Source organism: Streptomyces sp. NPDC031479, from assembly GCF_055581065.1.
In genome coordinates, this window is record NZ_JBVIKC010000027.1 from 81,667 (window position 1) to 104,079 (window position 22,413).

The following is a 22,413-nucleotide window of genomic DNA, read 5'->3' on the forward strand; positions in this document are numbered from 1 at the left end:
GCTTCGCGGGCAGCGCTCACCGGCCCGGGGACTCCCCGGGCGGGTCTCTCGTTCGCGTGGAGGCCGCCCGCGCTAGGCGGCGGGAGGCGGAAGCACGATCGACGGCATGTCCGTCACCCTACGGGGCGCTCCCCGCCTCCGGCCAGTCGGCCCCGCCCTACGCCCTGGCGGTCTCGGGGGCCGGCACGGCCGGATCCGGCGCCGCGGGCGGCGCCGGCCGCGAGGACTGCGCGATGAAGGCCCCGCCGAGCACCAGCGCGCCGCCCACGATCTGCGGGGTCGAGAGGTGTTCGCCCAGCAGCACCCAGGCCAGCACGGTGGCGATGACCGCCTCCAGGCAGGCCACCACACCGGCCACCTGCGGGGAGAGCTTGCGCACCGAGACCACCCCGGTCAGGTACGCGAACACGGTGGCGACCAGCACCACCCAGCCCAGCAGGGCCAGGGCGGGAACCTCGGTGTCCCCGAGCAGCGCGTTCCCGCCGAGCACGGCCCAGTCCATCTCCCAGGGCCGCGCGAGTACCGTCATGACCGCGGCCCCGACGAGCATCCCGTACGCGATCACGCCCATCGGGTCGGGCACGTCGTCCCCGTCGGCGCCCTGGTCGGCGAAGACGAAGTAGAAGGCCTGGCAGCAGGCGGCGGCCAGCCCCAGCAGCACCCCGAGCGGGTCCAGGCTCAGCCCCGACCAGATCTGGACCACGCACGCCAGCCCCGCGACCGCCACCGCCGCACCGGCCGCGGCGGCCCGGGTCACCGGTTTGCGCTGCACGAAGCGGATCCAGCCGAGCAGCAGGGCCGGGCCCAGGTACTCCAGCAGCAGGGCCACGCCGACCGGGATCCTCGACAGGGAGGCGAAGTAGAAGGCCTGCACGCCCGCGACGGCGACCAGGCCGAAGCCCGCGAGCAGCAGGGGCTTGCGCCGCACCAGACCGCGGTGCCGCCAGGCCAGCGGGGACAGCACCAGCGCCGCCCCGGCCACCCTCAGCCACACCACGTGCAGCGGGTCCAGACCCGCCTCGATCAGCGGCTTCGCCGCCACACCGGAACCACCGAACGCACACGCCGAGACGAGGGCGAGGCCCAGTCCGGCGTTCTTCCCTGACGCTTGCATCGGGCCATCATGGCAGGGCCGGTCAGGAGCGTCACGCCGGTGACGCCTGTTGAGACGCAGTCGGTACCGGCCGGTCCGGAACCCGCCGTTTCTGACAGGTCGTCAGTATTGAATGTTCCGCCCCCCGGGACTACCTTCCGCCGCACGAACCCGACGAGAAGGGGTGGACGCATGGCTGAAGTCACCGCGGAATCACGCATCGAGGCGCCCGCCGCGAAGCTCTGGGCCCAGCTGACCGACTGGGACGCGTACGGGCAGTGGAGCATGACCCACACCGACTTCCCGAAGGGCGGTCCCGAAACCCTCGCGGTCGGGTCCACCTTCGCCGAGAACATGAAGATGATGGGCTTCCCCGCAGAGGTCCTGTGGACCGTCTCGGAACTGGAGGACCAGCGCGTCTTCGCGATCACCGGCAAGGGCCCGATGGGCGTGGCCGTCCTGACCCGCTACACCCTGCTCCCGGACGGCGACGCCACCACCGTCCGCATCGACGGCGAGTTCACGGGCGCCGCGGTGTCCCTCATGGCGGGCAAGCTCAAGGACTCGGCGACCGCCGCCCTGAACGAATCCCTGCGCAAGCTGGCCGGCCTGGTCGCCTGACCCGCCCCCGGCCCGGCCCCCGGCACGCGCACGGCGCGCCCCGCGAGCGATCTCGCGGGGCGCGCCGTGCGTGTGCCGGGAGGCCCGGCGTCCTGGTCAGTGCTCGTCGGCCAGGATCAGGTAGAGCTTCTTGCGGGCGTCGTTGACGACCGCGAGGGCCTTCTCCCGCTGCTCGGGCGAGCCGGTCTTGAAGACCTGCCCGAAGGCTTCCATCAGGCCGACGCCGGCGGTGCGGACCTCGTGCATCGCCTCGAAGTCGAAGCCGCGCCCGGCGTCCGCCCAGGGGGCGTCCGGACCCGATTCCGCCTCGGTGCGACCCGCGTCGGTGAGCGTGAACAGCTTCTTGCCGCCCTCGCTCTGGCTGACGATGAGGCCCTCGTCCTCCAGCAGCTGCAGGGTCGGGTACACCGAACCCGGGCTGGGCTTCCACGCCCCGCCGCTGCGCTCGCCGATCTCCTGGATCATCTCGTAGCCGTGCATCGGCCGGTCGGCGAGGAGCGCCAGGATCGAGGCGCGCACGTCACCGCGCCGCGCCCGTCCCCGGGGCCCGCCGCGGCCGCCCCTTCCGCCGAAGGGTCCGCCGCCGAAGGGCGGCCCGAACGGCCCGAAGGCGGCCCGCAGCCCCCGGAACTCCTCCCGACGGTCCGGCCCGCAGTGGCCGTGACCCCGTCCGTGCTCGTGTCCGTGCTCGTGCTGTCCACGTGAACGCATCACTGCGCTCCTTTCGTCATCGCTTGTCGTGGTGGCTGTCGCAGCGACTCTCGACGCTTCGACTCCTTCACTATCGCTGACCCATCGCGATGCGTCAACGATATATCGGAACCTATCTTCGACAGTCGAGCGGAATGGGGCCGTTCGAGTGGATCCGTGCGGGAACCTCCTGACGAGGGACGTACGCGTGTGCTGTGCTGGCCGCGCTCCCCGCGCGGGGCGCGGAACGGAGCACCCGCACCGAAGAGAAAGGGACCTTCGTGCGCCACACGGGACGCGCCGGAAAATGGCTCGCCGCCACCCTCAGCGCCACCGCGCTGCTGCTGGTACCGGGCCCGGCCAACGCGGACGCCGGGCACACCCGGCCGCCGGCCGGCCACACCCTCAACCTGCACCAGTGCGTGTACGCGCCCACTCCGGGCGTCGACTACCTGACCACGGTCGTGCCGCCCAGCGGCGACGGGCGGTTCACGGCCGCGACGAACACCGCCGCCGCACCGGACCCGGACCTGTCCTGCGGCCCGGGAGACGGGAACTACACCACGATCCGCCCGTGGGCCTCACTCCAGTCGCTCGACCTGGGCTCCGGCCGGTACCTGAACCTCCACCAGTGCGTGTACTACTCCGAGCTCCAGCACGACCACCTCACCGTGGTGGCCCCCGGCGGCGGCAGTGAGTGGAGCTCCGGCACGAACGTCTCCGACACGCCCGACACCACCGTCACCTGCGGCCCCGGCCGCGGCCTCTACTACCTCGTCCCCCTGCTGTCCGACGTGATCGCCCTGGACCTCACCGCCGGGCGGTACGTGAACCTCCAGCAGTGCCAGTACTACTCCGCCCGCCTCACCGACCACTTCACCACGGTGGTGCCCACGCGCCGCGACGGCCGGTTCAGGACCGGGACGAAGGTCTCCGGCACCGCCGACACGACCGCGACCTGCGGGGGCGGTGACGGGAACTTCCTTCCCGTCCCGGTCCTGTCGGGCACCAAGGCCCTCTCTCGCACCTGACCGCCCGCACCAAGGCCAGTCATCCCGGATTGGCCTTGGTGCGCGCCGGCGGGGGCGCCCTACGGTCGGTCCATGCGCATCCGAATCGTCGACGCCTTCACCGACCGCCCCTTCCAGGGCAATCCCGCCGGGGTCCTCGTCCTCGACGGGCCCTTCCCCCCGGACGGCTGGCTCCAGCAGGTCGCGGCCGAGGTCAACCTCTCCGAGACCGCCTTCGTCCGTCCCCTGCCGCCCGGCGGGGCCGCCGACTGGGCGCTGCGCTGGTTCACCCCGGCCGGCGAGGTCGACATGTGCGGGCACGCCACCCTCGCGACCGCCCACGTACTGAACGAGAACGGCCTGGCCAAGGGCCTGATCCGGTTCGACGCGCGCTGCGGGGTCCTCACGGCCGAGGCGGCCGGGGACGGCACGGTCACGATGGACTTCCCCACCTCCTCGCTGACCCCGGTCGATCCGGTCCCCGAGGTCGCCCGCGCCCTGGGCGCCACGATCGTCTCGCTGCACGACACCGCCGCCCACATCGGCGACCTGCTGGTGGAGCTGGCCGACGAGCGGACCGTGCGGGAACTCGCGCCCGACCACGCGGCCCTGCGCGCCTACGCCCGTCGCGGCGTGATCGTCACCGCCCCCGCCGAGGAGCCCTCCCGGGGCTACGACTTCGTCTCGCGCGGTTTCTTCCCCGTCCACGGCATCGACGAGGACCCGGTGACGGGCAGTGCCCACACCGCCCTCGCACCCTTCTGGGCCGCCCGCCTGGGCCGCACCGAGATGACCGGCCTCCAGGGCGGAGCCCGCCGCGGCCTGGTCCGGGTCACCCTCGCGGGCCAGCGGACCCTGCTCACCGGCCGCGCGGTCACCGTGATCGACGGCGAGCTGCTCACCGCGCCCTGAGCCCGGCGGCTACGGGGTGGGCAGCCAGCCCACCTTCCCCGCGAGCAGCGCGTACCCGCCGAAGGCCACCACGTCGAGCAGCGTGTGCGCGACGACGAGGGGTCCCACCCGGCCCCAGCGGCGGTAGGCCAGCACGAAGACGACGCCCATCACCATGTTGCCGACGAACCCGCCGATGCCCTGGTAGAGGTGGTACGAGCCGCGCAGGACGGAGCTGGCGAGCAGCGCGGCCGTCGGCGACCAGCCCAGCTGGCCGAGCCGGCGCAGCAGGTAGGCCAGCACGATGACCTCCTCCACCACGGCGTTCTGCACCGCGGAGAGGATCAGTACGGGGAATTTCCACCACACGTCGGGCAGCGCCTCCGGCACCACCGTCAGGTTGAAGCCGGAGGCCCGCGCCGCCAGGTAGAAGGCCAGTCCCGCGCTCCCGATCCCGGCAGCGACCAGCGCGCCCCGGGCCAGGTCCCACCCCGGCCGGGTCCGGTCGAAGCCCAGGACGCGCAGCCCCGGCACGCCCTCCCGGGTCAGCAGGTGTGCGACCAGCAGGACGGGAACCAGGGCGGAGGCGATCCCGAACAACTGCCAGGCCAGGTCCAGCCAGGGCCGCCCGGGGGCGTACGAGCCGTTCAGCGTGGCCGCCTGGTCCTTGAGGCCGCCGGGCTTGGTCAGCGAACCGATGAAACTGATCAGGGCCGAGACCCCGCTCGCGCCCAGTGACAGCGCGAGCACGAGCAGGGTCTCGGTCCGCAGCAGACCCCGCCGCCCGTCCCCGCGCAGTTCCCCGACCACCGGCTCCGGCTCCGCCCGCACGCCCGACTCCCGTCCCGCCAACCCACCGCGTCATCCTGTTCCGACCACCCCATACTGCCTCCTCGGGGCCCGGAGCGGATCACCGGTCAGCGCCGGACGGCCCCGCCGGCGTCCACCTCCTGCTCCTCCACGCCGACGGGCCAGGTGTGGACCGGGTCGCCCTTGTGCATCAGCTCGCTGTAGCGGCGGGTGGTGGCCGCCAGGGCGGCGTCCCGGTCCAGCCCGCCGGCGAGCGCCCGGTGGTAGGTGTCCACCTGCCAGGTCGCCCCGTTCACCCGGCGCCGGCAGCGCTCCTCGATGATCCCGAGGTACAGGTCACGGTCGGCGGGTTCGATCCCCCAGGCGTCCAGCCCGGCCGCGGCCATCGGCAGCAGCTCGTCCAGCACCAGGCGCACCGCGGGCACGCTCACCAGTCCCCCGGCCCGGCCGCGGCGCGGCCAGCGGATCCGCGCGTCGATCCCGTAGCGGCAGGCCGCGTCGAAGTTGGCCTCCGCCTCCGCGAACGGCATCCGGGTCCACACGGGGCGCTGCTCGTCCGCGAGGGTCCGTACGAGCCCGTAGTAGAAGGCGGCGTTGGCGACGACGTCGGCCACCGTCGGCCCGGCCGGCAGCACCCTGTTCTCCACCCGCAGGTGGGGCACCCCGTCGGCGACCCCGTAGACGGGGCGGTTCCAGCGGTAGACCGTGCCGTTGTGCAGCACCAGCTCCTGCAGCCTCGGCACACCGCCCTCCGCGAGGACCCGCAGCGGCTCCTCCTCGTCGCAGATCGGCAGCAGGGAGGGGAAGAAGCGCACGTTCTCGGCGAACAGTTCGTACGCCGAGTCCACCCACCGCTCCCCGAACCAGGTGCGCGGCCGCACCCCCTGTGCCTGCAGCTCCGGGGGCCGGGTGTCGGTGGCCTGGGTGAACAGCGGCGGACGCGATTCCCGCCACAGCTCCCGCCCGAAGAGGAACGGCGAGTTGGCGCCCACCGCTATCTGCACGGCGGTCACCGCCTGCGCCGCGTTCCACACGTGCGCGAACCGCGCCGGGGTCACCTGGAGGTGCAGCTGTACGGAGGTGCAGGCGGCCTCCGGCACGATCGACCCGGTGCTCCAGGTCAGCCGCTCCACCCCGTCGATGTCGAGGGTGAAGTCCTCGCCGCGCATCATCAGGATCTGCTCGTTGAGCAGCGAGTAGCGGTCCACGGCCGAGAGGTTGGCGAGGGCGAGGTCGGACCGGGAGATCGTCGGCAGGATGCCGATCATCACCACTCCCGCGTCGATCTCGGCGGCCTGCCGGTGGGCGTAGTGCAGCCCCGCGCTCAGCTCTTCGGCGAGCTGGTCGAATACCCGGCCGCCGAGACGGTGCGGGAGTACGTTCACCTCCAGATTGAACATTCCGAGTTCGGTCTGGAAATCGGCGCTCGCAATCTTCTCCAGTACCTGTGCATTCACCATGCGCGGCAAACCGTCGGCACCCGCGAGATTCAGCTCGATCTCCAGTCCCATCATGTTCTTGGGCCGATCGAACCTCTTCTCCGCCAGAAGGCGCTCCAGTCCCTCCAGGCACTCGTGGAGCTTCCTCCGATACCGATGCCGATCGGACAGGTCGAATCCTCCTGCCACGACCTTCTCCCCCATCGAAGCGTCCCTCCTCGTGTGGCCCGGAACGGTGCACCCGGGCGCGCGTTACGGTCGATGATGCCCAGCCCCGTGATCGATAACTCCGGGCCGGGCGGTCCGGCGGGGAGCGCGCGCCGGTATGGCCTGATGGGCGCTTCGGCACATTCACCTGGCAACTCGCCGTATGCAAATTCCGCGTAGACTGTGCCGATTCCCGATAACAGACGCTTTCCAGCCGAGCGCCCTTCGGGTAACCTCCGAGGTCAGCGCGGCACGTTCGCGCGCAACCGGCATGAATAGCCTGACAGCGGGACCGGTATGCGCCTTGTCGGCAATAGGCGGGACAGCTAGCCGAAACACCGCGTGAACACATGTCGTATAAACTCCGCAAACGAGGCAGAGAGTTGGCGCGCGGCCATTGCCCCTCAGCCCCCCTCTGGCCCCAGAATGCGACAGCGCCGTCCGCACCTTCCCCCGTACCACAGGTCTCCCAAGTGAGAGGCGACCCACCATGCCGCTGCATGTTCCCCCGGCTCCCGCGCCCGCCCTGCGCAGCGTCCTCGCGGCACTCGGTTCCCCCACCGCCGTCCACGAGGCGCACACTCCGTCCCTGCGCGCGCTCCAAGGGCCGGTGACCGCCGAACTCCCGCTTCCGGTGCACGTGCTCGACCGGCTCGACGGGTCCGGCCGCCCGGCGGGCGGCCGGCCGCCGCGCACCCGGCTGACCGGGTGGCGGTTCCTGATCCGCAGCGGCGACCGCTTCGTCGCCGCGGCCGACACCCGGCTGACCCCGGACGGGTGGGCCTTCTCCCACTTCTTCGAGGGGCCCTACGTCGCCGCCACCGAACGCGCCCTGCGCCAGGCCGAGTCGCTCGGCAAGGGCTACCAGCCCCGGCTGCTGTCCGTACCCGAGCTGTACATGCTGACGCTGTGGCTGCACGGGGCGGTCGGCGCCGACGCCGCGGCCGGCCTGCCCGCCGCCGCCGACCTGCTGGTGCCACTGGCACCGGCGCCACCCGGGATCGCCGCGTTCCGGCCCCACCCCGTATCCGAACTGCTGCCCGTGCTGACCCACCGGCTCACCCGGTCGGCCCCGCCCGTCCCGCCCCCGGTGGCCGCCCCGGCCGCCTGAGGCCCCGCTCCGCCGTTGGCCTGTTCGGGGTGGCCCGGGTTGCCCATCCGGCCTAGTCCGCCCGGACCACCCGCGAACCATCCGAAATGACAGGGCAGTTGGCCTGAACCGCCCGCACGAGTGATGCGTCCTCAATCCATGAGGACAGCTGCCGGGAAATACCTGCGAAGCAGCCGTCGTGGGGGAAGACTGAGGACATCCTCCCCGCAGGCGCGGGGACGACCCAGGGGGACGGCCATGAATCACGCATCGAGCCGTAGCGAACAGACCACACCGCAGCGAAAGAACGCATCCATGTGCCAGCACCAGCCTGCCTGCCCGTCATCAGAGTCCGCCGACCGGGAGGCCGCGCGCCCGGTGGCCAACCACCCGGAACAGGGCTGGAGCCTGCTGTGCAACGGGGTCCTGCTCTTCGAGGACACCGGTGAGCTGCTGCCGGACGGCCAGATCATCGCTCCGCACCGCCCGCTCGCGGTGGCCTAGGCCACCTTGCACCGAGCCGGCACGAGGAAGGACCACGCGAAGGGGCCGGTCCCGGAGCTCACGCTCCAGGACCGGCCCCTTCACCGTGTCACGGGACTCAGTTGTCGTACTCGTCCAGCGGAGGGCACGAGCAGACCAGGTTGCGGTCGCCGAAGGCACCGTCGATCCGGCGCACCGGCGGCCAGTACTTCTCGGCGGCCGTGACGCCGCCCGGGAAGACAGCCTCGTCACGGCTGTACGGGTGGTTCCACTCACCGCCCAGCGCCGCCGCCGTGTGCGGGGAGTTGGCCAGCGGGTTGTCGTCCACCGGCCATTCGCCGCCCGCGACCCGCTCGATCTCGGCGCGGATGGCGATCATCGCGTCGCAGAAGCGGTCGATCTCGCCGAGGTCCTCGGACTCCGTCGGCTCGATCATCAGCGTGCCGGCCACCGGGAAGGACATGGTCGGCGCGTGGAAGCCGTAGTCGATCAGGCGCTTGGCGATGTCGTCCACGCTCACGCCGGTCGCCTTCGACAGCGGACGCAGGTCGATGATGCACTCGTGGGCGACCAGGTTGCCCGGACCGGTGTAGAGGACCGGGTAGTGGGGCTCCAGGCGCTTGGCGATGTAGTTCGCACCGAGCACGGCCACCTGGGTGGCGCGCTTGAGGCCCTCGCCACCCATCAGGCGTACGTACGACCACGAGATCGGCAGGATGCCGGCCGAGCCCCACGGCGCGGCCGAGATCGGACCGACGCCCGTCTCCGGGCCGGCGGTCGGCTGGAGCGGGTGGTTCGGCAGGAACGGGGCCAGGTGGGCCCGGACACCGACCGGGCCGACGCCCGGGCCGCCGCCGCCGTGCGGGATGCAGAAGGTCTTGTGCAGGTTCAGGTGCGAGACGTCGCCGCCGAAGTGACCCGGCTTGGCGAGGCCCACCAGGGCGTTCAGGTTGGCACCGTCGACGTAGACCTGGCCGCCGGCCTCGTGCACCTGGGCGCAGATGTCGGCGACGTGCTCCTCGAACACACCGTGCGTGGACGGGTAGGTGATCATCAGGACCGCGAGCTCGTCGCGGTACTGCTCGATCTTGGCGCGCAGGTCGGCCGCGTCCACCTCGCCGTCGTCGGCGGTCTTGACGACGACCACCTTCATTCCGGCCATCACGGCGCTGGCGGCGTTGGTGCCGTGCGCGGAGGACGGGATCAGGCAGATCGTGCGCTGCTCGTCGCCGTTGGACCGGTGGTAGGCGCGCACGGCCAGCAGGCCGGCGAGCTCGCCCTGGGAGCCCGCGTTCGGCTGGATCGAGACCTTGTCGTATCCGGTGACCTCACAGAGACGTTCCTCCAGCTCGGTGATGAGCGTGAGGTAGCCCTCCGCCTGCTCCGCCGGGGCGAACGGGTGCAGCTGACCGAATTCGGGCCAGGTCACCGGCTCCATCTCGGTGGTCGCGTTGAGCTTCATGGTGCAGGAGCCCAGCGGGATCATGCCGCGGTCCAGCGCGTAGTCCTTGTCCGAGAGCTTGCGCAGGTAGCGCAGCATCGCGGTCTCGGAGCGGTGCTGGTGGAAGACCGGGTGGCCGAGGTACGCGTCCGAGCGCAGCAGGCCCTCGGGCAGCGTGTCGGCGGTGGTGGCGTCCAGGGCCTCGATGTCCGCGCTGACGCCGAAGGCGGCCCAGACTGCGTCGAGGTCGGCGCGCAGGGTGGTCTCGTCGCACGAGACGGAGACGTGGTCGGCGTCGACCTGGAAGAGGTTGACCCCGCCCTGACGGGCGGCGGCGACGACCTCGGCCGCCTTGCCGGGCACCCGGGCGGTGACGGTGTCGAAGAAGGAGCCGTGCACCAGCTCGACCCCGCCGGCCGTCAGGCCCGCGGCGAGGAGCGCGGCGTAGCGGTGGGTCCGGCGCGCGATCGTGCGCAGGCCGTCCGGGCCGTGGTAGACGGCGTACATGCCGGCCATGACCGCGAGCAGCACCTGGGCGGTACAGATGTTGCTGGTGGCCTTCTCGCGGCGGATGTGCTGCTCGCGGGTCTGCAGGGCCAGGCGGTACGCCTTGTTGCCGTCCGCGTCCACGGAGACGCCGACGAGGCGGCCGGGCAGCGAGCGGGCGTGCTGCTGCTGGACGGCCATGTAACCGGCGTGCGGGCCGCCGAAGCCCATCGGGACGCCGAAGCGCTGGGTGGTGCCGACGGCGATGTCGGCGCCCAGCTCGCCCGGGGAGGTGAGCAGGGTCAGGGCGAGCAGGTCGGCGGAGACGGTGACGATGGCACCGAGCCCGTGCGCCTGGTCGATGACCGGCTTGATCGCGCGGACGGCGCCGGAGGCACCCGGGTACTGGAGCAGCACGCCGAAGACGCCGCGCTCGGCGATCTCGGCCGGGATGCCGTCGGACAGGTCTGCGACGACGACCTCGACCCCGATGGGCTCGGCGCGCGTCTCGATCACGGCGATGGTCTGCGGCAGCGCGTCGGCGTCGATCAGGAAGACGCCGCCCTTGACCTTGCCCACGCGGCGGGCCAGGGACATGGCCTCGGCGGCGGCGGTGCCCTCGTCGAGCAGGGAGGCACCGGAGGTCGGCAGGCCGGTCAGGTCGGCGACGACGGTCTGGAAGTTCAGCAGCGCTTCGAGGCGGCCCTGCGAGATCTCGGGCTGGTACGGGGTGTACGCCGTGTACCAGGCCGGGTTCTCCATGACGTTGCGCAGGATCACCGGGGGCGTGAAGGTGCCGTAGTAGCCGAGGCCGATCATCGACGACAGCACCTGGTTGCGGTCGGCCAGCGAGCGGAGCTCGGCCAGCACCTCGGCCTCGGTGCGCGCCTCGGGCAGGTTCAGCGCCTCGGCGGTCTTGATCACATCCGGTACCGCGGCGGCGGTGAGTTCGTCCAGGGAGCCGTAGCCCACCTGGGCGAGCATCTTCGCCTGCGCCTCGGCATCCGGGCCGATGTGACGCTGCTCGAAGGGGATGCCTCGCTCCAGCTGAGAGAGCGGAATGCGGTTGGCGGTCATGACGGAGGCCTCCTGGTCGTATGACCTGCGAGGGGCACCACGGCGCGGGCACCCGGACGGCCTCCCCCTCTGTCATCTCAACCTGAGAGCTTCACCGGGCCGCACGGGGATCGCCCCTGAGGTCCGGCTTTCACCGTCGGTGAGGAGGGGAACCGGTACTGCGTGCCCGGTACCCGCCCCTGCTTTCCAGAGTGGCCTCACCACGTGCGGTACGTATGCCTGAGAGATTCCGGGGAGGATTTGCTCCTTCGGCGCCTCCGTCGTACTCACTCGGAGGACTCTCCCGCACAGGGTCAACAGCCATCACCCAGCCTACCAGCGAGGATCTGGACCCTCCCCGAGTGGCCCCCTCTTCAAATATGCACTTTCGTAGTCATTACGAATGACTTGTACCACTGCGACCGTACGGAGGGACCGTGCAGACCGACATCGATCCGCGCAGCCTGATCGGCCGCAAGGCGTTCGACCGCAACGGCGCCAAGATCGGCACCGTGGACGAGGTCTACCTCGACGACGCCACTGGCGTGCCCGAATGGGCCGCCGTCCGGACCGGCCTCTTCGGGCGGGACGCCTTCGTCCCCCTGGAGCCCAGTGAAGTGGTGGACGACACCCTGCGCGTGCCCTTCGAGCGTTCCTTGATCAGAGATGCACCCGATTTCGGTGTCGGGCGCCACCTGTCCCCCGAGCAGGAGCTCCAGCTCTACCACCACTACGGCCTGGACGTCTCCCTGCCGACCGACTTCCACCACCCGCCGCCCGAGGAGCGGATCTAGGTCGTGGCCGTCCCTTCCGCCCGCCCCACGAGGGGCAGCGGATCGGAGGACGCCAGTTCGGGATCGTCCACCCGGAAGGTGCGCACCCGCCCGGGCGGCGATCCGGGCCGCTCGAACCGTACGGTCACCCGCCCCACCCCGCTGCCCTGGACCCATCCGGGCCCGTACAGGGCGTGCCGTACGTCGCTCCCCGCCGGCCAGTACCGCGCGGCCGCCGCGTCCGGCCCGCCCGCCTCCGCGACGGCCCCACCGGCCGCACCGGTCCCGCCGGCCGCACCGGTCCCGCCGGCCGCGTCCGGCTCGCCCGCCTCTTCCTCCTCCGGCGCGACGCCCTCCGAGGCGGCGCCCTCCGAGGCGGCACCGCCCTCCTCCGCCCCGGCGCCGAGCACCTGGGCGAAGAGGTCCTCCTGCGTGTAGTCCGCGAGCCCCGTCACCCCCACCCCCAGCAGCCGCACGCCTCCGGTGGTGTCCACGCCCTCCAGCAGCCGCGCCGCGGCCTCCCGGACCACCGAGGGGTCGTCGGTCGGCCCGCGCAGGGTCTCCGAACGGGTCAGCGTGGAGAAGTCGTAGCGGCGCACCTTCAGCACGATGGTCCGGCCCGAGTGCCCGGAGGACCGCAGGCGCCCCACGCACCGGTCCGCGAGCCGCTGCACCTCGAAGCGGATGCGGACGCGGTCGTGCAGGTCCACGTCGAAGGTGTCCTCCACCGAGACCGACTTCGCGTCCCGCTCGGCGACCACGGGCCGGTCGTCCAGCCCCAGCGCCATCCGGTACAGCCCGGCCCCGTGCGCCTTCCCCACCATCCGGACCAGCTCGTCCTCGCCGGCCTCGGCCAGCTCCCCCACCGTGGTGATCCCGGCCCGCCGCAGGTGCTCCCCGGTGGCCGGCCCGACCCCGGGCAGGGTCCGCACCGACATGGGCGCGAGCAGCTCCCGCTCCGTCCCGGGCTCGATCAGCAGCAGCCCGGCCGGCTTGGCCTCCTCGGAGGCCACCTTGGCCAGCATCTTCGACCCGGCCAGGCCCACCGAGCCGCTGAGCCCCGTGGCGGCCTCGATGTCGGCCCGCAGCCGCTCCCCCGTGGCCCGGGCGCTCGCCGAGTCGAAGGCCGTGCCGCCCGCCTCCAGGTCGACGAAGGCCTCGTCCAGGCTGAGGGGCTCCACCAGCGGCGACAGCTCCCGCAGCAGGCCCATGACCAGGTCGCTGACCTGCCGGTAGAGGCTGAAGCGCGGGATCAGGTAGGCGCCGTTCGGGCAGAGCCGACGGGCCTGGGCGGTCGGCATCGCCGAGTGCACCCCGAACCGCCTGGCCTCGTAGGAGGCGGTGGCCACCACACCGCGCGGCCCGAGCCCCCCGACGATGACGGCCTTGCCCCGCAGGCTGGGCTTCGACGCCTGCTCGACCGAGGCGTAGAAGGCGTCCATGTCCAGGTGCAGGATGGTCGGCGCGGCTCTCACGGCCCCGATGCTGCCCTACGCCACTGACAACGCGGCCACGGGCGCCCCCGCGCCGCTCAGACGGCCCGGTTGCGGCGCGCGGCCAGCTCGTCGGCGGGGTTGTGGCCCACCAGGGTCTCCCCGGTGTCCACGCGCTCCCCGTGCAGCTGCGACAGCGCGTTCTCCACGTCCCGCCACACCACGCCGACGGCGATGCCGAAAACGCCCTGTCCACCCTGGAGCAGGCTCACCACCTGGTCCGGGGAGGTGCACTCGTAGACGGTGGCACCGTCGCTCATCAGCGTCATGCGCTCCAGGTCGTCGAAACCCCGGTCACGCAGGTGCTGGACGGCGGTGCGGATGCTCTGGAGCGCCACCCCGGTGTCCAGGAAGCGCTTGACGATCTTGAGGACGACCACGTCCCGGAAGCTGTAGAGGCGCTGCGTGCCCGACCCGTACGCGGGCCGCACGCTGGGCTCCACGAGCCCGGTCCGGGCCCAGTAGTCGAGCTGGCGGTAGGTGATCCCGGCGGCGGCGCACGCCGTCGGTCCCCGGTAGCCGACCTGCTCGGGCGCCGGAGCGTCGCTCACCGGTCCGACCGGCGTCGAAGCCGGCTGACGGTGCGCGGAACCCTGCGCGCCGCCGTGCAGCGGGTACGAGCCACCGTCACTCCGTGCGGGGGTGCCCCCGGTCGTACCGTCGCCCGTGATCCTCACGCCGACCCTCCGTCCTTGACCTGCCACCTTGAAGGTAGGCAGTGACCAGGGGTGCGTCAACGATCGCCACACTCGGCACGCCGAGTGATAATCACCCTGAGAGTGGTTTCCCGTACCCCGTTGCGGGGAAAGGCTACTCGAATGGGCTGAAAGTTCCCGGTGGTCGACGCGGCCCGCGTTTCGCCGCGGCTGCGCCCCTCACACCCCCCGGCCCTCACTGCGGGCCGGTGCCGAAGTCCTCGGGTGAGATCTGGTCGAGGAACTCGCGGAACTTCTCCACCTCGTCCTCCTGCTCGTCGGGAATGGCGATTCCGGCGTCGTCCAGGACGCCGTCACTGCCGTAGATCGGCGTTCCCGTGCGCAGGGCCAGCGCTATGGCGTCGGAAGGCCTCGCGCTCACCTCGACCCCGCTGGCGAAGACCAGTTCCGCGTAGAAGACGCCCTCCCGCAGATCCGTGATCCGGACCTCGGTGAGCTCCTCACCGACCGCCTCCAGCACGTCCTTGAACAGGTCGTGCGTCAGCGGCCGGGCAGGGGCCATGCCCTGCTGCGCAAAGGCAATGGCGGTCGCCTCCCCAGGACCGATCCAGATGGGGAGGTACCGATCGCCTCCCACTTCACGCAGGAGCACGATCGGTTGGTTGGAGGGCATTTCCACCCGGACACCCACAACGTCGAGCTCGTTCACACAGCAACCCTAGGACCTGCTCGGCAGGTTTGGGTAGTCGGGGCCCCTTCCGGGGCCGTCCGGTCAGTGCGACCGCACCCCGAGGGCCGTCTGCACCAGGGCCTCGTGGAGCCGTACGGAGAGCCCCACGAGCTCCTTCATCGTGGCTTCGGCGTGCGCCCTGGTCTGCGGGTTGCGGTGCCGCCGCAGCGGTGCCACGAGCTGCTCCACCAGACCGGCCTCCCGGTCCGCGGCGGCCTTCATGGCCCGCAGGTGGCGGGGTTCCAGCCCGAAACGGCCGAGATCCGCGATCAGGCGGGCCACGGTGACCGCCTCGGCGTCGAACCCCCCGTCCGGAACCTCGGAGATGAGCCCGTACGACTCCCATTCGACGAGCTGTACCTCGTCCACCTCGGCGGCGGCGATCAGCTCGGCCCGGCCCACCCGGGCCACGGTGGGCCGCTCCCGGCCCACCTCCCCGTACAGGGCGACGGGACCGGCCGGGTCCACCGCCTCCCCGTGGGACGCGGGCCCGGGAATGCGGATCTGCTCGCCCCGGTCGAGCGCGTCGAGCTGTTCGCGGATGACCTTCAGCGGCAGGTAGTGGTCCCGCTGCAGGCGCAGGACGCGGCCGAGCCGCTCCACGTCACCCGTGCTGAACTTGCGGTATCCGGAAGGTGTGCGCTCGGGCTCCACGAGCCCCTCCGCCTCCAGGAAGCGGATCTTCGAAATCGTGACGTCGGGGAACTCGTCACGCAGCATGGTGAGCACCGTTCCGATGCTCACCAGCCGCCCGGCGGACCCGGCGGTGCCGCTCTTCGGGGCACCGCCGGTCGGGGTACGCAGCATGGGACCTTCCCTGGGGTCCCCCCGGACCACGTCCGGGGGAAGGGTCAGATGCCCCGCAGGCTCGCGTAGAAGACCAGCCGGTACTTGCCGATCTGGACCTCGTCGCCGTTGTGCAGGGCGACCGAGTCGATCGGCTCACGGTTGACGTACGTGCCGTTCAGGCTGCCCACGTCGGCGACGGTGAAGCCGCCCTCCTGGCCCCTGCGGAACTCCACATGCAGCCGGGAGACGGTCACGTCGTCCAGGAAGATGTCGCTCTGCGGGTGCCGGCCGGCCGTGGTCAGTTCGCCGTCCAGCAGGAAGCGGCTGCCCGAGTTGGGGCCGCGCCGCACGATCAGCAGGGCGGAACCGGGGGGCAGTGCCTCCACCGCGGCCTGGGCCTCGGGGGACAGCGAGGACGACACGTGCGCTTGTCCCGACACCTCGGCCTCGTAGGCCTCGAGGCCCGAGATCGAGATGGTGGACGTGGTCTCCGAAGCACGCTCCGGCGTCAGACCCGCCCGCAGCGGCGCCCCGCAGTTCGAGCAGAAACGGCTCGCCGCATCGCTGCGGTGGCCACACCTGCTGCAAACCTGCTCGGCCGACATGGACGGCTCCTCGCGCCGCGGCTGCCCCGCGGAGGCATTGGTGGCATACGGGTCGGGGGCAAACCCTCCACCCGCACTTGAGGTTGATGGGTCACCGAAACCTATGCGTCCGGAACCGGCAGGGTCAACAGACGACGCGCCCTGCGCGCCCGAAATGTCACCCGGACCGGCCACCTCGTCGCGGAAGAGCGGCCGGTCGCCCTGCCCTTCGCCGTCACCGTGCCCCGCACGGTGGCGCGCCGCGCCGCTTTCCTCGCGGTTCTTCTTGCCGAACAACTTCTCAAACAACTTCACGGGCGATTCCCCTTGAACGAAACAGACCCGCCCGTGGGGCAGGACGAACTCTGCATGCACACACCTGCCGACCCGGACATTCTCACAACGTCCGTAACCACCAGACAGTTTCCACCACGCACCGCGACTTCGGTGCGTCGACCCCCCGCAGGCATACGCCCACGTGAGCCTGTCCACACTCCGCCCCGCGTCACGACGATGACGACCGAGCGTAGTCAGGCTGCTTCGCAGCCCGCAAGGCATCCACAACGATCTTCGCCGACCGTGTGACGGCGACCGTGGCCTGCTCCTTCTCCATGGTCTGCACGACACCACCCGGGATGTTGAGCGCCGGCTCCAGGTCCTGCGGTCTGCCGATCACCCTGAACTCGTAGGGCTGTGTGATCTTCTTACCGTCGATCGAGACCCCTCCGCCCTCGTCCGAGAAGTACGAGCCCGCGACGACGCGCACGCCGTTGATCTGGATCGCCTCGGCCCCGGCCGCCCTCAGCTCCTGGAGGGTGTCCAGAAGCTGGTCGGAGCGCACCTGGCCCTTGGTGTCGGTGATCCTCAGTGTGATCCCCGGCCCCTGAGCAGCCACGGTACCGGCCAGGATGCCCAGTTGGCGCTCCTTCTCCACCGTCTGCCGCCGGGCCTCCTCGGCCTGGTTGGAGCTGCTCTCCAGCTCCTTGCGCTGGTCCTCCAGCTTCTGCTTCTCGTCCTCCAGGCGCTTGGTCCGCCCGTCCAGCTCGTCGAGGATCCGGACGAGGTCCTCCTGACGGGCACCGCGCAGCGGCGCGCTGGAGTCGCTGTTGGACCGCACCTGGATCGCGAGCCCGAGCCCCAGCACGAACAGCAGCAGCGCGACGATCAGTTGGGCCCGGCTGACCCGCGGCGGCCACAGACCGGCCGCCAGGCGCCGGCGCCCGCTCTCCTGCGGCTCCCCGGGCCCAGGACCGGACCGCGGAGCCTCCGCGCCGGCCTCGCCCTTCTGGGGGCGCTCGGGAACCCGGGGCTCCTCGGGCGGGGTGTTGTCGTTGCTCATCGGCCTCACGCCCGGAAGACGTGCCGGCGGATGGCCGCGGCGTTGGAGAAGATCCGGATGCCGAGGACGACGACCACGCCCGTCGACAGCTGCGAGCCGACGCCCAGCTTGTCGCCGAGGAAGACGATCAGCGCGGCCACCACCACGTTCGAGAGGAACGAGACCACGAAGACCTTGTCGACGAAGATCCCGTCCAGCATCGCGCGCAGGCCGCCGAACACCGCGTCCAGCGCCGCCACCACGGCGATCGGCAGATAAGGCTCCACCACGGCCGGCACTTCGGGCCGGACCAGAAGTCCGACCACCACTCCGGCCACGAGGCCCAGTACCGCGATCACGATGCACCCTTCTTCGGCTCTACTGCTGTGGCTGTGCGGACGGTCAGGCTCGACGCGGCCGGCAGCTTCACCTCGTCCACGGCGGACAGGGTGTAGCGGATCCCGTAGCTCTCCTGCAGGACGTGCAGGTACTGGCCGTCCACGGAATCCTGGAAGGCGGTGCCGAGCCGCTTCTTGTCCCCCACCGCGAGGATCTCGTAGGGCGGCACCAGAGGCCTGTTGTCGACCAGTATCGCGTCACCGGCCGCCCGGATCGCCGACAGTGACGTCAGCCGCTGGCCGTTGATCGAGACGGCTTCCGCCCCGGCCTGCCAGAGCCCGTTGACGATCCGCTGCATGTCCCGGTCACGGACCCGGCCGGTGTCCGAGAAACCGGCGCTCTCCCGCGGGCCGCCACCGCCGCCCGACGAAGATCCCTTCGCGTCGTCCACCACCAGTTTGACGCCCGGACCGTGCACTTCGGTTGCACCCGACAGCAGGGCGAGCAACCGGGCCCGCTCCCCGCCGGGCTGCTTGAGCACCGCGCCCTGCCGGTCCTCGACCTCGGTCCGCAGCCGCTCGATGTCCCGCTCCAGGCCGTTGGCGTGCGCGTCGGCCCGCTCGACCCGGTCGATCAGCTCCTGGCGCTCCTTGGCCAGCACCGGCGCCGCTATCCGCGCCTGGGCCGCACCGAGGGTGACGACCATCGCGGCCAGCACGAGCCCGGCGGCGAGCGCCAGCTTGGCCTTGAGGGTACGCGGCAGTCCCGCCGTGCCGTCCGCCTCGCGCCGGGCCGACGCCTCCGCATAACCCTCGTCGAGGCTGTTGTCCATCACGTGCGTCAGCAGCGACATGGACGCGTCCGGGCGCGCGGGCGGCGTGGCCGGACTCCGGTTGGTGGGCGGCTGCGACATGCCGCACATCGTCGCATGTCGCCGCCGCCCACATCCAATGCGCCGTCCGGAGGACCGGGCCGGGTGACTGACCGTGCCCGCCCCGGCCGCGGTCGCGCCCCCGGCCGCCCTACGGGGCCGGCCTGCGGTCAGTGCTCCCCGGCACCGTCCACGACCGCGCCCCACTCGTCGAGCAGGGCCTGCGCGGAAGCGTCGTCGGGTCCTTCGGCCCACAGGTGGGTGACGGCCTCCGCCGGGTCCGGCAGCACCAGGGCCCACCGTCCGTCGGTCTCCACGACGCGCACGCCGTCCGTGGTGTCCACCTGCCGGTCGCCGGCCGCCTCCACGACCCGCCGCATGACGAGCCCCTTGGCCGCCCACGGCGTCGGCACGTCCCGCTTGAGCACGTGCGCCCGCGGGATGCGGGCATCGATCTGGCTCAGGGTGAGCTGGGTGCGCGCGACCAGTCCGATCAGCTGTACGAACGCCGCCGATCCGTCGAAGACGCTGCTGAACTCCGGGACGATGAACCCGCCCCGGCCGTCGCCGCCGAAGATCGTGGTCTCCTCACGGCCCACCCGCGTCAGATCGTCGGGCGAGGTCGTCGTCCACTCCACCTGCGTGCCGTGGTAGGCGGCGACCTGCTCGGCGACCCGTGTGGTGGTCACCGGCAGCGCGACCTTGCCGCTGCGCTTCTCGGCGGCGACCAGGTCGAGCAGGACGAGCAGCGCCCGGTCGTCCTCGATGATCCGCCCTCGCTCGTCCACCAGCGAGATCCGCTCGCCCACCGGGTCGAAGCGCACGCCGAAGGCAGCCCGCGCCGAGGCCACGATCTCCCCGAGCCGCACCAGTCCGGCCCGCCGGGACTCCGCGGTCTCGGTCGGCCGCGACTCGTCGAGGCCGGGATTGATCGTCAGCGCGTCCACCCCGAGCCGGCCCAGCAGGCTGGGCAGCACGAGTCCGGCGCTGCCGTTGGAGGCGTCCACGACCACCTTGAGGCCGGAATCCGCGATGCCGGTGGTGTCCACCCGGCGCAGCAGCGAGCCCGTGTACGAGTCGAAGACGCTTGACGGGAACTGGAGGTCGCCGATCTCGCCGGGGAAGGCGCGGCGGTACTCCTGGCGTGCGTAGACCCGGTCCAGCTTGCGCTGCTGCGCCTGCGAGAGGTCCGCGCCCCGCTCGTCGAGGAACATGATGTCCACCGAGTCCGGCACCCCGGGAGAGGTCCGGATCATGATCCCGCCGGCGGCTCCTCGGGCGGTCTGCTGCCGGGCGACGGGCAGCGGTACGTTCTCCAGGTCGCGCACGTCGATGGCGCTGGCCTGGAGGGCCGAGATCACGGCCCTCTTGAGTGCTCTCGCGCCTCGGGAGTGGTCACGGGCCGTGGTGACGATGGCCCCCTTCTTCAGGGTCGTCGCGTAGGCCCCGGCGAGTTTGACCACCAGTTCCGGGGTGATCTCGACGTTCAGGATCCCGGAGACCCCGCGGGCACCGAAGAGGTGGGCCTGGCCGCGCGACTCCCAGATCACCGACGTGTTGACGAACGCGCCGGCCTCGATGGTCTTGAAGGGGTAGACGCGCACGTTGCCCTGGACGATCGATTCCTCGCCCACCAGGCACTCGTCACCGATGACGGCCCCGTCCTCGATCCGGGCGGCCCTCATGATGTCGGTGTTCTTGCCGATGACGCAGCCGCGCAGGTTGCTGTGCGGCCCGATGTACACGTTGTCGTGCACGACGGCCTTGTGGAGGAAGGCGCCGCTCTTGACGACCACGTTCGACCCGATGACCGTGTGCTCGCGGATCTCCACACCGGCTTCGACCTTGGCGTAGTCCCCGATGTACAGCGGCCCGCGCAGGACGGCGTCCGGGCTCACCTCGGCCCCTTCGGCGATCCACACGCCGGGGGAGATCTCGAAGCCGTCCATGTCGACCTGGACCTTGCCTTCGAGTACGTCGGCCTGTGCCTTGACGTAGCTCTCGTGCGTGCCGACGTCCTCCCAGTAGCCCTCGGCCACGTAGCCGTAGATCGGCCGGCCTTCCTTCATCAACTGCGGGAAGACGTCACCGGACCAGTCGACGGAGACGTCGGCGTCGACGTAGTCGAAGATCTCCGGCTCCATCACGTAGATGCCGGTGTTGATGGTGTCCGAGAACACCTGCCCCCATGTCGGCTTCTCGAGGAAGCGCTCGACCTTCCCCTCCTCGTCCACGATGGTGATGCCGAATTCCAGCGGGTTCGGCACCCGGGTCAGGCACACCGTGACCAGTGCGCCCTTCTCCTTGTGGAAGTTGATGAGATCGGTGAGGTCGAAGTCCGTCAGCGCGTCACCGGAGATGACCAGGAAGGTGTCGTCCTTCAAGGCCTCCTCGGCGTTCTTCACGCTGCCGGCGGTGCCGAGTGGCTTCTCCTCATTGGCATAGGTGAGCTCCATTCCGAGCTCCTCGCCATCACCGAAATAGTTCTTGACGAGTGACGCCAGGAATTGGACGGTGACCACGGTCTCGCTGAGTCCATGCCGCTTCAGCAGCCTCAGCACGTGCTCCATGATCGGCCGGTTCGCCACCGGCAGGAGCGGCTTGGGCATGCTTGAGGTCATGGGGCGAAGCCGCGTACCTTCGCCACCGGCCATCACGACGGCCTTCATGTCGGAAGAGTCCTCCTAGAGAGATGACGGTCTGGCCGACCTCACCCGTCCCGGACGGTGACTCCGCTACTCCTCCGCGTCAGTACCGGCGCCGAGCGAGCTCAATCGGCCGTGGCATCCGCCTTCACGAGACGGCGGACCTGCACCACGTATAGGATTCCTGCCCACCAATAGAGCGTTGTACCCCAACCCGCGAACGCCCATCCGAAAACGGACGCCGTCCAGGCCAACCAGCCGGTACCGTCGCTCAGCAACAGCAGCGGGAAGGCGTACATCAGGTTGAAGGTGGCGGCCTTGCCGAGGAAGTTCACCTGGGGCGGCGGATAGCCGTGCCGACGCAGGATCCACACCATGACCAGCAGCATTGCCTCACGGGCGAGCAGCAGCCCGGTCAGCCACAGGGGCAGGATCCCGCGCCAGGTCAGCCCGAACAGCGTGGTCAGGACGTAGAGGCGGTCCGCGGCGGGGTCCAGCAGCCGCCCCAGATTGCTGATCTGATTCCAGCGTCGCGCGAGTTTCCCGTCGAGGTAATCACTGATCCCGCTGAACATGAGGACGGCCAGCGCCCACCCGTCGTAGCCCTCCAGGATCAGCCAGAGGAACAGGGGTACGCCGGCGAGGCGAGCCATGCTCAGGATGTTCGGAATGGTGAAAATTCGGTCAGTCTGAACCCGAGTCTCCTGGACCTCCACCCGGGGGCCTCCACTGTGACGCTAGAAATGGTTGAATCGCTGCCCCCTGACCCTACAGGAGTCCACGAGCGGACCGACCGGCCCCTGAACGCAGAAAAGCCCCGCACCATAAGGTGCGGGGCTTTCCCACAATGATTGTTCGGCGGCGTCCTACTCTCCCACAGGGTCCCCCCTGCAGTACC

21 protein-coding genes and 1 riboswitch are annotated in these 22,413 nt (G+C 71.0%); of the genes, 6 read left to right on the forward strand and 15 right to left on the reverse strand.

The features are described 5' to 3' along the window. Nucleotides 1–157: 157 nt before the first annotated feature. Complete coding sequence (locus tag ACZ5D2_RS26465; protein ID WP_371679590.1) at nucleotides 158–1,114, reverse strand: EamA family transporter; 957 nt, start codon at nucleotides 1,112–1,114, stop codon at nucleotides 158–160. 171 nt (nucleotides 1,115–1,285) lie between these two features. Between ACZ5D2_RS26465 and ACZ5D2_RS26470 the strand changes: the two genes are divergently transcribed. Continuing rightward, nucleotides 1,286–1,714 carry a type II toxin-antitoxin system Rv0910 family toxin gene (locus tag ACZ5D2_RS26470; protein ID WP_371679589.1) on the forward strand — a complete coding sequence of 143 codons (429 nt, stop codon included), beginning with the start codon at nucleotides 1,286–1,288 and terminating at the stop codon, nucleotides 1,712–1,714. 96 nt (nucleotides 1,715–1,810) lie between these two features. Here the strand turns inward: ACZ5D2_RS26470 and ACZ5D2_RS26475 are convergent, their stop codons facing one another. Further along, nucleotides 1,811–2,425, reverse strand: a complete 615-nt coding sequence (locus ACZ5D2_RS26475) for a PadR family transcriptional regulator (RefSeq protein ID WP_468932607.1) — start codon at nucleotides 2,423–2,425, stop codon at nucleotides 1,811–1,813. Nucleotides 2,426–2,685: 260 nt separating this feature from the next. Here ACZ5D2_RS26475 and ACZ5D2_RS26480 point away from each other — a divergent pair, with 260 nt between their 5' ends. After that, nucleotides 2,686–3,435, forward strand: a complete 750-nt coding sequence (locus tag ACZ5D2_RS26480; protein ID WP_371679587.1) for a hypothetical protein — start codon at nucleotides 2,686–2,688, stop codon at nucleotides 3,433–3,435. A 72-nt stretch (nucleotides 3,436–3,507) separates the two neighbouring features. Then, nucleotides 3,508–4,326: a PhzF family phenazine biosynthesis protein gene (locus tag ACZ5D2_RS26485; RefSeq protein ID WP_371679586.1), complete on the forward strand. Its 819-nt coding sequence runs from the start codon at nucleotides 3,508–3,510 to the stop codon at nucleotides 4,324–4,326. 9 nt (nucleotides 4,327–4,335) lie between these two features. Here the strand turns inward: ACZ5D2_RS26485 and ACZ5D2_RS26490 are convergent, their stop codons facing one another. Beyond that, nucleotides 4,336–5,136, reverse strand: a complete 801-nt coding sequence (locus tag ACZ5D2_RS26490) for a CPBP family intramembrane glutamic endopeptidase (protein WP_266837649.1) — start codon at nucleotides 5,134–5,136, stop codon at nucleotides 4,336–4,338. A gap of 86 nt (nucleotides 5,137–5,222) precedes the next feature. Then, nucleotides 5,223–6,758, reverse strand: a complete 1,536-nt coding sequence (locus tag ACZ5D2_RS26495; protein WP_371679584.1) for a glutamate-cysteine ligase family protein — start codon at nucleotides 6,756–6,758, stop codon at nucleotides 5,223–5,225. A gap of 493 nt (nucleotides 6,759–7,251) precedes the next feature. On the opposite strand from ACZ5D2_RS26495, the gene ACZ5D2_RS26500 reads away from it, so the two are divergent. Both ACZ5D2_RS26500 and ACZ5D2_RS26505 read left to right on the forward strand, forming a co-directional pair. Further along, nucleotides 7,252–7,872: a hypothetical protein gene (locus ACZ5D2_RS26500; protein WP_356220270.1), complete on the forward strand. Its 621-nt coding sequence runs from the start codon at nucleotides 7,252–7,254 to the stop codon at nucleotides 7,870–7,872. Between the two features lie 294 nt (nucleotides 7,873–8,166). Beyond that, the gene (locus tag ACZ5D2_RS26505; protein ID WP_030236602.1) at nucleotides 8,167–8,355 is read left to right on the forward strand and encodes a DUF5999 family protein; all 189 of its coding nucleotides are present in this window, start codon (nucleotides 8,167–8,169) and stop codon (nucleotides 8,353–8,355) included. 97 nt (nucleotides 8,356–8,452) lie between these two features. Here the strand turns inward: ACZ5D2_RS26505 and gcvP are convergent, their stop codons facing one another. Continuing rightward, nucleotides 8,453–11,338 carry an aminomethyl-transferring glycine dehydrogenase gene (gene gcvP, locus ACZ5D2_RS26510; RefSeq protein ID WP_371679583.1) on the reverse strand — a complete coding sequence of 962 codons (2,886 nt, stop codon included), beginning with the start codon at nucleotides 11,336–11,338 and terminating at the stop codon, nucleotides 8,453–8,455. 197 nt (nucleotides 11,339–11,535) lie between these two features. Then, nucleotides 11,536–11,634: riboswitch (glycine riboswitch) on the reverse strand. Between the two features lie 120 nt (nucleotides 11,635–11,754). Here gcvP and ACZ5D2_RS26515 point away from each other — a divergent pair. After that, complete coding sequence (locus ACZ5D2_RS26515; protein ID WP_371679582.1) at nucleotides 11,755–12,111, forward strand: PRC-barrel domain-containing protein; 357 nt, start codon at nucleotides 11,755–11,757, stop codon at nucleotides 12,109–12,111. Here the strand turns inward: ACZ5D2_RS26515 and ACZ5D2_RS26520 are convergent. From ACZ5D2_RS26520 to ACZ5D2_RS26565, 10 genes are all read right to left on the reverse strand, one after another. Continuing rightward, complete coding sequence (locus ACZ5D2_RS26520) at nucleotides 12,108–13,565, reverse strand: DNA polymerase IV (protein ID WP_468932614.1); 1,458 nt, start codon at nucleotides 13,563–13,565, stop codon at nucleotides 12,108–12,110. The two genes, ACZ5D2_RS26515 and ACZ5D2_RS26520, sit on opposite strands and share 4 nt — an antisense overlap. 56 nt (nucleotides 13,566–13,621) lie before the next feature. After that, on the reverse strand, nucleotides 13,622–14,260 hold the full coding sequence (locus ACZ5D2_RS26525; protein ID WP_371679580.1) for a MerR family transcriptional regulator: 639 nt from the start codon (nucleotides 14,258–14,260) through the stop codon (nucleotides 13,622–13,624). Nucleotides 14,261–14,474: 214 nt separating this feature from the next. Next, entirely contained in the window at nucleotides 14,475–14,948 is a 474-nt protein-coding gene (locus ACZ5D2_RS26530) for a bifunctional nuclease family protein (RefSeq protein WP_007262890.1), read from the reverse strand. 63 nt (nucleotides 14,949–15,011) lie between these two features. Further along, nucleotides 15,012–15,776 (reverse strand): transcriptional regulator FtsR, encoded by a 765-nt coding sequence (gene ftsR, locus ACZ5D2_RS26535; protein ID WP_266837664.1) that lies wholly within the window; start codon nucleotides 15,774–15,776, stop codon nucleotides 15,012–15,014. A gap of 44 nt (nucleotides 15,777–15,820) precedes the next feature. Then, nucleotides 15,821–16,765: an FHA domain-containing protein gene (locus tag ACZ5D2_RS26540; RefSeq protein ID WP_371681345.1), complete on the reverse strand. Its 945-nt coding sequence runs from the start codon at nucleotides 16,763–16,765 to the stop codon at nucleotides 15,821–15,823. A gap of 82 nt (nucleotides 16,766–16,847) precedes the next feature. After that, on the reverse strand, nucleotides 16,848–17,681 hold the full coding sequence (locus ACZ5D2_RS26545; RefSeq protein WP_371679579.1) for a DUF881 domain-containing protein: 834 nt from the start codon (nucleotides 17,679–17,681) through the stop codon (nucleotides 16,848–16,850). Between the two features lie 5 nt (nucleotides 17,682–17,686). Continuing rightward, entirely contained in the window at nucleotides 17,687–18,019 is a 333-nt protein-coding gene (locus ACZ5D2_RS26550) for a small basic family protein (RefSeq protein WP_030158423.1), read from the reverse strand. Continuing rightward, nucleotides 18,016–18,921 carry a DUF881 domain-containing protein gene (locus ACZ5D2_RS26555; RefSeq protein ID WP_371679578.1) on the reverse strand — a complete coding sequence of 302 codons (906 nt, stop codon included), beginning with the start codon at nucleotides 18,919–18,921 and terminating at the stop codon, nucleotides 18,016–18,018. Before ACZ5D2_RS26555 ends, ACZ5D2_RS26550 begins: the two co-directional genes overlap by 4 nt. A gap of 119 nt (nucleotides 18,922–19,040) precedes the next feature. Then, nucleotides 19,041–21,539 (reverse strand): sugar phosphate nucleotidyltransferase, encoded by a 2,499-nt coding sequence (locus ACZ5D2_RS26560; protein WP_371679577.1) that lies wholly within the window; start codon nucleotides 21,537–21,539, stop codon nucleotides 19,041–19,043. 101 nt (nucleotides 21,540–21,640) lie between these two features. After that, the gene (locus ACZ5D2_RS26565; protein ID WP_371679576.1) at nucleotides 21,641–22,231 is read right to left on the reverse strand and encodes a CDP-alcohol phosphatidyltransferase family protein; all 591 of its coding nucleotides are present in this window, start codon (nucleotides 22,229–22,231) and stop codon (nucleotides 21,641–21,643) included. Nucleotides 22,232–22,413: the final 182 nt, after the last annotated feature.

Bases quoted from the DNA above. Each gene is read 5' to 3' on its own strand.
- ACZ5D2_RS26465 (WP_371679590.1), bottom strand. From the start codon at position 1,114: ATGCAAGCGTCAGGGAAGAACGCCGGACTGGGCCTCGCCCTCGTCTCG.
- ACZ5D2_RS26470 (WP_371679589.1), top strand. From the start codon at position 1,286: ATGGCTGAAGTCACCGCGGAATCACGCATCGAGGCGCCCGCCGCGAAG.
- ACZ5D2_RS26475 (WP_468932607.1), bottom strand. From the start codon at position 2,425: ATGCGTTCACGTGGACAGCACGAGCACGGACACGAGCACGGACGGGGT.
- ACZ5D2_RS26485 (WP_371679586.1), top strand. From the start codon at position 3,508: ATGCGCATCCGAATCGTCGACGCCTTCACCGACCGCCCCTTCCAGGGC.
- ACZ5D2_RS26495 (WP_371679584.1), bottom strand. From the start codon at position 6,758: ATGGGGGAGAAGGTCGTGGCAGGAGGATTCGACCTGTCCGATCGGCAT.
- ACZ5D2_RS26500 (WP_356220270.1), top strand. From the start codon at position 7,252: ATGCCGCTGCATGTTCCCCCGGCTCCCGCGCCCGCCCTGCGCAGCGTC.
- ACZ5D2_RS26505 (WP_030236602.1), top strand. From the start codon at position 8,167: ATGTGCCAGCACCAGCCTGCCTGCCCGTCATCAGAGTCCGCCGACCGG.
- gcvP (WP_371679583.1), bottom strand. From the start codon at position 11,338: ATGACCGCCAACCGCATTCCGCTCTCTCAGCTGGAGCGAGGCATCCCC.
- ftsR (WP_266837664.1), bottom strand. From the start codon at position 15,776: ATGCTGCGTACCCCGACCGGCGGTGCCCCGAAGAGCGGCACCGCCGGG.
- ACZ5D2_RS26545 (WP_371679579.1), bottom strand. From the start codon at position 17,681: ATGAGCAACGACAACACCCCGCCCGAGGAGCCCCGGGTTCCCGAGCGC.
- ACZ5D2_RS26555 (WP_371679578.1), bottom strand. From the start codon at position 18,921: ATGTGCGGCATGTCGCAGCCGCCCACCAACCGGAGTCCGGCCACGCCG.
- ACZ5D2_RS26560 (WP_371679577.1), bottom strand. From the start codon at position 21,539: ATGAAGGCCGTCGTGATGGCCGGTGGCGAAGGTACGCGGCTTCGCCCC.